The organism is Ureibacillus suwonensis (assembly GCF_042655065.1).
GTDB classification, from domain to species: Bacteria; Bacillota; Bacilli; order Bacillales_A; family Planococcaceae; genus Ureibacillus; species Ureibacillus suwonensis.
This window is the reverse complement of the sequence record NZ_JBHSNQ010000025.1, coordinates 1-546: the sequence shown is the minus strand read 5'-3', so window position 1 is coordinate 546 and position 546 is coordinate 1. Positions and strand designations below refer to the sequence as shown.

Annotated in this window: 2 rRNA genes; both read right to left on the bottom strand. The window is 45.8% G+C overall.

Annotated elements, in window-relative coordinates:
- Nucleotides 1-255: 255 nt before the first annotated feature.
- Nucleotides 256-371, bottom strand: a 5S ribosomal RNA gene (gene rrf / locus ACFPOH_RS01905).
- A gap of 60 nt (nucleotides 372-431) precedes the next feature.
- A 23S ribosomal RNA gene (locus ACFPOH_RS01900) occupies nucleotides 432-546 on the bottom strand; the annotation flags it as partial.

Here is a 546-nt window from a genome sequence, read left to right as displayed (position 1 = left end):
ATAGCAAAATAGCCCTCAATCTGAAAAAATTCAAGATTGTAGGGCTATTTGTCATGCGTACTAATAGGTACGCTTTTTTAATCCCTGTTTTAAGTTTTTCAATGCGTCATTTGAATTCGGGCTTACTCTAATCCGGCTTGCCGCTCCACTTTTTGGTTCCTGCTACTGTATCGCGCCGAACTGACCTCCGGTCTTTGGTAGTTGGGGGCTTATTTTGCGCAATAAAAAAACACCACTTTCGTGGTGTTTCTGCTTGCGAAGCGACGTCCTACTCTCGCAGGGGGAAGCCCCCAACTACCATCGGCGCTAAAGAGCTTAACTTCCGTGTTCGGTATGGGAACGGGTGTGATCTCTTTGCCATCGTCACTTCACCATATTTAGTTGAGAGGTTGTTCTCTCAAAACTGGATAACGGCATTAAAAGCTTTTCTTTTGGTTAAGTCCTCGATCGATTAGTATCCGTCAGCTCCACACGTCACCGTGCTTCCACCCCGGACCTATCTACCTCATCGTCTTTGAGGGATCTTACTTGCTTATGCAATGGGAA